Here is a 6,576-nt window from a genome sequence, read left to right as displayed (position 1 = left end):
GGACTGGCGGCGCATCGCAACCCGCTACGACCGTTGCGCGCATACCTTCTTCTCGGCAATCTGCATCGCAGCCACCATCATCTTCTGGACCTAATCAATGAGTCCTGAGCCTAGACCTTCGCCCGTCACGCGACGATTGGCAGCTTTGCAGATAAGACTGGCAGCCGCCTAACGTCCGAGATGGAGGTGCGAAGCTGTCGGGCGCGGCCCGGCCGCCTCATCACGTTTTGACGGCCGCGAGCGGAAATTACTGCTCTCTCCCGCCATGTTGACGTCGGCCCAAGCCAGGGCACAAGGATGGCATCCACGGTCGCTCATGGCAGAAAAACAGAGGAAAATCAAAGACTATTTCTCTAAACCCTTGAAACCATGCGAGAATCCAGGTTCCCCAGCCAAACTCTCCTTAAAGCTTCAATTGTTTTGTTTTCCGGTCATGCCGGATATCGGTTCTGTCTCGTTGGCGACCCGATTCCTGGAGAATATGTGCGCACCGACTATGCGCGACGCGAACTCAAGTGAAGACAGGGATTCAGTATGCCCGTGCGCCACGACGGATAGCCGCTCCTCCCTCCCTAGCCCCTTCCATCATTCCACCCAGCCTGGTAGCCAGGATGGAATGATAATATTTTCTGCGTGGAAGAGCGCGCTTGATGACAAAAGCTATTCTGACAACCAAGGTCGATCCGACCTATGACGACTTGCCAGAGCAGCGGTACCATTTTCCGCGAACCTACCTTCGCCAGATCGAAGCCGCACGCGGCGATTGGATTGTGTATTACGAGCCGCGGCGCCCGAGTGGCGATCTCATGAAATCAGGCGGCAGGCAGGCCTATTTCGCGACAGCCAGAATCACCGACATCGTTCCGGATCCATCGAAGCCGGATCACTTCTACGCACTGATCGAGGATTTCCTACCGTTCGACCATGCAGTTCCGTTCAAGGACGCGGACCACTATTACGAAACTGGCCTTCGCAAGGAGGATGGCTCGACCAACAAGGGTGCGTTCGGCCGCGCCGTGCGAAATATTGCCGACGCCGAATACGACCTGATCCTGGCGGCCGGCTTTGCTCATATCCTGGGACATCGCGACAGAGAGCGCCCCATGCCTGACCCGGTCGAAGAGGCGCGCATCGGATTTGGCGAGAACCCGCAGATGCCCTTCGAGATCGACAGCGCCGACCGGCGGATCGTGTCGCAGGTCGTGCAGCGCCCTTTCCGGGATCGAGCTTTCTCCGCCGCCATCAAGACAGCCTATCACGACACCTGCGCCGTGACCGGCATCAAGCTTTTCAACGGCGGCGGACGCTCGGAGGTGCAGGCCGCTCACATTCGCCCGGTGGCGCACGGCGGCCCCGACAGCGTCCGCAACGGGCTGGCGCTATCAGGCACGGTGCACTGGATGTTCGATCGCGGCCTGATCTCGGTGGATGACGATTACGGCATGCTGATCGCCAGCGGCGGCGTTCCCGATACCGCCACCCGGCTCATCAATCCCGAACGCCGCCTGCTCGTGCCCGCACGCGCCGACGAGCGGCCGCATTCGCAATTCCTGCAATATCATCGCGAGCGGATATTCAAAGGCTGAGGACCGGGAAGTGATTCTACGTCTCACTTGCCATGGCCGGAAGAGATCCCAGCGACAGCAGTTCTGCCAGAGCGAGCGCATCAGTTTACTTCGGCGCGTCCTTTCCGCGATCTAACGCCTATCCGCTCGCTGCATCTGCCCAGCAAAACGAGTTTCATTGAAATGACGGGCAAGCTCCCTATTATTTCGTCACGCCGTGCCAGGGCCGGCTGGAAACAACAGGGAGTCAGACATGGGTATCTTCAGTTCCATCAAGGAAAAGCTCTTCGGCAAGGCCGCGGAAGAAACGCCGGCGGGGACGGTCACGGCCGAGGCGGTGAAGCCGGTGACGGCGGATGTTTCCGCGACGCCGACGAAGGCTGACGTCTCTGCGACGCCGGCGACGGCCGGCAAGGACGCGGCGGTGACGCCTGCCGCCGGGACGGAGACCTCCGCCGCTCCGGTCGATGTCGCGGCGATCATGGATGCCGCCGTCAAGAAGAACGGCCAGAAGCTCGACTGGCGCAAGTCCATCGTCGACATGATGAAGGCGCTGGATCTCGATTCCAGCCTTTCCGCCCGCAAGGAACTGGCGGACGAACTCGGCTATACCGGCGACAAGAACGATTCCGCCACGATGAATGTCTGGCTGCACAAGGCGCTGATGAAGGCGCTGGCCGAGAACGGCGGCAAGGTTCCCGCCGATCTCCTCGACTGATCGACCCGAAAGCCCGCCCCTCCGGCGGGCTTTTTCCTTTCAGAAGGTCGGCGGCGTGCAGGCGCTGATGACCTCGCAGGGCACCGGGCCGACGCAGCGGAAGCGATGCGGGCGGCGGCTCTCGAAATAATAGGCATCGCCCGGGCCGAGGATGCGGCGCTCGTCGTCGACGGTCACTTCCAGGCGGCCGGAGAGCACGATGCCGCCCTCCTCGCCGTCATGCACCAGCGGGATCTTTCCGGTGTCGGCGCCGGGCTGGTAACATTCCTTCAGGATCTGCAGGCTGCGGCCGAAGGTGTTTTCGCCGATCTGGCGGAAGGAGATCGGGCCCTTGCCGATCTCCACGAGTTCGTCCGCATGGTAGAAGGCCTTCTTCGGGCGGTCGGGTTCGAAGGCGAAGAACTCGGCAAGGCCGATGGGAATGCCGTCGAGAATGCGCTTCAGCGCGCCGACCGAAGGGTTGGTGGCGTTCGATTCGATCAGCGAGATCGTCGAGTTGGTGACGCCGGCGCGCTTGGCCAGTTCCCGCTGGGAAAGATTGTGCGCCATGCGCAGATGGCGCAGCCTGCCCCCGATATCGACCGACATGGCTTTTCCTGTTCTAGATGTTTGAAATAGCGAAAACTGCTCTTTCCATATCCTTTCTTTTCAAAGGCTTGGCGTCAACCAGAAAAGGACTTGTTCGGCATGGCAAATCATGGCGTCTATCGTGCCAATCACAGGAGACCTGCCATGAACGTCCACAACAAACCCAACGCCCCCGTGCTCGACAGCTACTGGATGCCGTTCACCGCCAATCGCCAGTTCAAGGCCGCGCCACGCCTGCTGGCGAGCGCCGAAGGAATGTACTACACCAGCACCGACGGCCGTCCGGTGCTCGACGGCACGGCAGGCCTGTGGTGCTGCAATGCCGGCCATGGCCGCCGTCAGATCGCCGCCGCCGTCGAGCGACAGCTGACGCAGATGGACTTCGCCCCGTCCTTCCAGATGGGCCATCCGATCGCCTTCGACTTCGCCGAGCGTCTCGCCGAAATCGCCCCCGGCCCCGAGGGCGCCAAGCTCGACCGCATCTTCTACACCGGCTCCGGCTCCGAATCGGTCGACACGGCCCTGAAGATGGCCATCGCCTACCAGCGCGCCATTGGCCAGGGCACGCGCACGCGCCTCATCGGCCGCGAGCGCGGCTACCATGGCGTCGGTTTCGGCGGCATCTCGGTCGGCGGCATCGTCAACAACCGCCGCGTCTTCCCGCAGCTCGCCGGCGCGGATCACCTGCGCCACACGCATGACCTGTCGAAGAACGCCTATGTGAAGGGCCAGCCGGAGCACGGCGCGGAACTGGCGGACGATCTGGAACGCCTCGTCGCCCTGCATGGCGCGGAAACCATCGCGGCCTGCATCGTCGAGCCGGTCGCCGGCTCCACGGGCGTGCTCATCCCGCCGAAGGGCTATCTCGAAAAGCTGCGCGCGATCTGCGACAAGCACGGCATCCTCTTGATCTTCGACGAAGTCATCACCGGCTTCGGCCGCCTCGGCGCCGCCTTCGCCACCGACTATTTCGGCGTGACGCCCGACCTCGTGACCACCGCCAAGGGCCTCACCAACGGCGCGATCCCGATGGGCGCCGTCTTCGCCAGCCGCAAGGTGCACGACGCGCTGATGCACGGGCCGGAAAACGCCATCGAGCTGTTCCACGGCTACACCTATTCCGGCCATCCGGCAGCCTGCGCCGCCGGTATCGCGACGCTGGACATCTACCGCGACGAAGGCCTGCTGACCCGCGCGGCGGAACTGCAGGACGACTGGTATGCCGCCATGCATTCGCTCAAGGGCCTGCCGCACGTCATCGACATCCGCACGATCGGCCTCATCGCCGGCATCGAGCTGGCATCGCGCGACGGCGCACCGGGCGCCCGCGCCTATGACGTCTTCGTCGACTGCTTCGAGAAGGGCCTGCTGATCCGCGTCACCGGCGACATCATCGCCTTCTCGCCGCCGCTGATCGCCGAGAAGAAGCATTTCGAGGACATCGTCTCGATCCTCGGCGATGCGCTGAAGCGCGCTGCCTGACGCTTTCCTCGACGGGAAACGCTGCTATATCTGGGCCCGTATTCCATACGGGCCCTTTTTCATGTCTGCAGCCAAGAGCGAACCGAAACTCATCTTCCGGATCCAGCTGGAACCGGAAGGGCGGATCGGGCGCGGCAAGATCCAGCTTCTCGCGCATATCAGGGACACGGGCTCGATCTCGGCCGGCGGGCGGGCGATGGACATGTCCTACCGCCGGGCCTGGCTGCTGGTCGACGAGATGAATCGGCTGTTTCGCGAACCCGTGGTGGAATCGCAGCGGGGCGGCAAACAGGGCGGCGGCGCGGTGCTGACGCCCTTCGGCGAGGCGCTGATCGCGCATTACCACGCGATGGAAGAGAAGGCGCGGGCGGCGCTCGCCGAGGATATCGGCTGGATCGCCGCCAATCTCGCCGAGTAAACCTATTCCAGCGCCACCGTCTTGATGACGGCATGGACCGGCAGGCCCGGCGCAAGACCGAGGCGCTCGACGGAAAGCGCCGTGATGCGGGCGCGCACGATATCGCGGCCGCAGGCGATGCGCAGGCTCGCCATGCCCTCCCCGTCCGGCTCGATGCCTTCCACCACACCTTCGAGAATATTGAGCGCGCTGAGACCCTCCGGGCGGATGGTCGCCACCAGGACGTCGCGCGCGGGAATGCGCAGGCGCACCGCCTCGCCGGGCGCGACCGTCGCCCCCGGCACGAGGATTGCCGCGCCGCCCGCAAGCCGAATGGTGGCAAGACCATGGGCGGCATCGCGCGCCTCGACGTGGCCGGTCAAGACGCTGCCGGCCTCGCGCCGGTCCGCGGCGGCGGCAAGACGCGGGCCGCCGAGCACGTCGGAGGCCGGGCCGATGGCCTCGACGCGGCCGCCCGCCATCAGCACCACCCGGTCGGCAAGGCGCGCGACCTCGGCGACCGAATGGCTGACATAGACGATGGGAATGCCGACCTCGTCGCGCAGGCGCTCCAGATAGGGCAGGATTTCCGCCTTGCGCTCCTCGTCGAGCGCGGCCAGCGGCTCGTCCATCAGGAGAAGGCGCGGCGCCGCGAGCAGCGCGCGGCCGATGGCGACGCGCTGTTTCTCGCCGCCGGAAAGATGGGCCGGCTGGCGGTCGAGCAGGCTGTCTATGCCGAGAAGATCGACGATCCGCTCCGGGCTTTCCGCCCGCGCGCCCTTCGGCGCGAACCAGCGACCGTAATTGAGATTCCGCCGGACGGTGAGATGCGGGAAAAGGCGCGCCTCCTGGAAGACATAGCCGAAGCGGCGGCGATGCGGCGGCACGAACAGGCCGCGCGCGGTGTCGACCAGCACGTCGCCCTCCAGCACGACCCGTCCCTCAACAGGACGCGCGAGGCCGGCGATGATGCGCACGAGCGAGGTCTTGCCCGAGCCGGAACGGCCGAACAGGGCGGTGACCCCGCCTTCGGCGGAAAAGGCGGCGTCCAGCGCAAAATCGCCGAGCCGGTGCCGTGCTTCGACGACGAGGCTCATTCGAGGTGCACCTTGCGGCCGATGCGCTGCGCCAGCACTTCCGAGGCGAGCAGCGCGACCATGGAAATGGCGATGGCGACGAGGGTGAGGCGCAGGGCGCCGGCATCGCCGCCGGGCACCTGGGTGAAGGTGTAGATGGCGGCCGAGAGCGTCTGCGTTTCGCCGGGAATGTTGGACACGAAGGTGATGGTCGCGCCGAACTCGCCCATGGCTTTCGCGAAGGCGAGGATCATGCCGGCGATGACGCCGGGCAGAATGAGCGGCAGGGTGACGGTGAGGAAGACCCAGAGAGGACTTGCGCCGAGCGTGCCGGCCGCCTCTTCCAGCTTGCGGTCGACCGCCTCGATGGACAGGCGGATGGAACGCACCATCAGCGGAAAGCCCATGACCCCGCAGGCGAGCGCCGCGCCCGTCCAGCGGAAGGAAAGCACGATGCCGAACCAGTCGGCAAGCAGCGCCCCGACGGGGCCGCGCCGGCCGAAGAGGATGAGCAGCAGGAAGCCGGTGACGACGGGCGGCAGGATGAGCGGCAGGTGGACGACGCCGTTGAGCAGCGACTTGCCCCAGAAGCGGCCGCGGGCGAGCGCCAGCGCGACGAGGATGCCGAGCGGCAGGCTGACGAGGACCGCCACCGCCGAGACGCGCAGGCTCAGCCGGATCGCCGTCCATTCCTCATCGCTCAGGGCAAACCAGTCCACGCGTCCTCCTCGATCGACGGTGCGCTTCGAC

At 65.0% G+C, this 6,576-nt stretch carries 7 protein-coding genes and 1 pseudogene; 5 read left to right on the top strand and 3 right to left on the bottom strand.

The features are described 5' to 3' along the window. The 3 genes and pseudogenes from V8U06_RS20125 to V8U06_RS20115 all read left to right on the top strand — a co-directional run. Positions 1 to 94, top strand: a pseudogene (locus tag V8U06_RS20125) (IS5/IS1182 family transposase); the annotation flags it as partial. A gap of 556 nt (positions 95 to 650) precedes the next feature. Next, positions 651 to 1,586: an HNH endonuclease gene (locus tag V8U06_RS20120; RefSeq protein WP_427142203.1), complete on the top strand. Its 936-nt coding sequence runs from the start codon at positions 651 to 653 to the stop codon at positions 1,584 to 1,586. Positions 1,587 to 1,818: 232 nt separating this feature from the next. After that, positions 1,819 to 2,283, top strand: a complete 465-nt coding sequence (locus V8U06_RS20115; RefSeq protein WP_427142202.1) for a DUF3597 domain-containing protein — start codon at positions 1,819 to 1,821, stop codon at positions 2,281 to 2,283. A gap of 39 nt (positions 2,284 to 2,322) precedes the next feature. Here V8U06_RS20115 and V8U06_RS20110 read toward each other — a convergent pair whose 3' ends face one another. After that, entirely contained in the window at positions 2,323 to 2,871 is a 549-nt protein-coding gene (locus tag V8U06_RS20110) for a cupin domain-containing protein (protein WP_226920247.1), read from the bottom strand. 144 nt (positions 2,872 to 3,015) lie between these two features. Here V8U06_RS20110 and V8U06_RS20105 point away from each other — a divergent pair, with 144 nt between their 5' ends. After that, positions 3,016 to 4,353: an aspartate aminotransferase family protein gene (locus V8U06_RS20105; protein WP_427142201.1), complete on the top strand. Its 1,338-nt coding sequence runs from the start codon at positions 3,016 to 3,018 to the stop codon at positions 4,351 to 4,353. Positions 4,354 to 4,414: 61 nt separating this feature from the next. Next, entirely contained in the window at positions 4,415 to 4,771 is a 357-nt protein-coding gene (locus V8U06_RS20100; RefSeq protein WP_427142200.1) for a winged helix-turn-helix domain-containing protein, read from the top strand. 2 nt (positions 4,772 to 4,773) lie between these two features. Here V8U06_RS20100 and modC read toward each other — a convergent pair whose 3' ends face one another. Both modC and modB read right to left on the bottom strand, forming a co-directional pair. Continuing rightward, a complete protein-coding gene (gene modC / locus V8U06_RS20095) occupies positions 4,774 to 5,847 on the bottom strand; it encodes a molybdenum ABC transporter ATP-binding protein (RefSeq protein WP_427142199.1) in 1,074 nt (357 codons plus the stop codon). Beyond that, positions 5,844 to 6,545 (bottom strand): molybdate ABC transporter permease subunit, encoded by a 702-nt coding sequence (gene modB / locus V8U06_RS20090; RefSeq protein WP_226920251.1) that lies wholly within the window; start codon positions 6,543 to 6,545, stop codon positions 5,844 to 5,846. The genes modC and modB overlap by 4 nt, the downstream gene beginning before the upstream one ends. Between the last annotated feature and the right edge of the window lie 31 nt (positions 6,546 to 6,576).

This window comes from Shinella sp. G-2, assembly GCF_050172695.1.
GTDB lineage: Bacteria > Pseudomonadota > Alphaproteobacteria > Rhizobiales > Rhizobiaceae > Shinella.
This window is presented reverse-complemented; position numbering and strand designations above follow the sequence as displayed.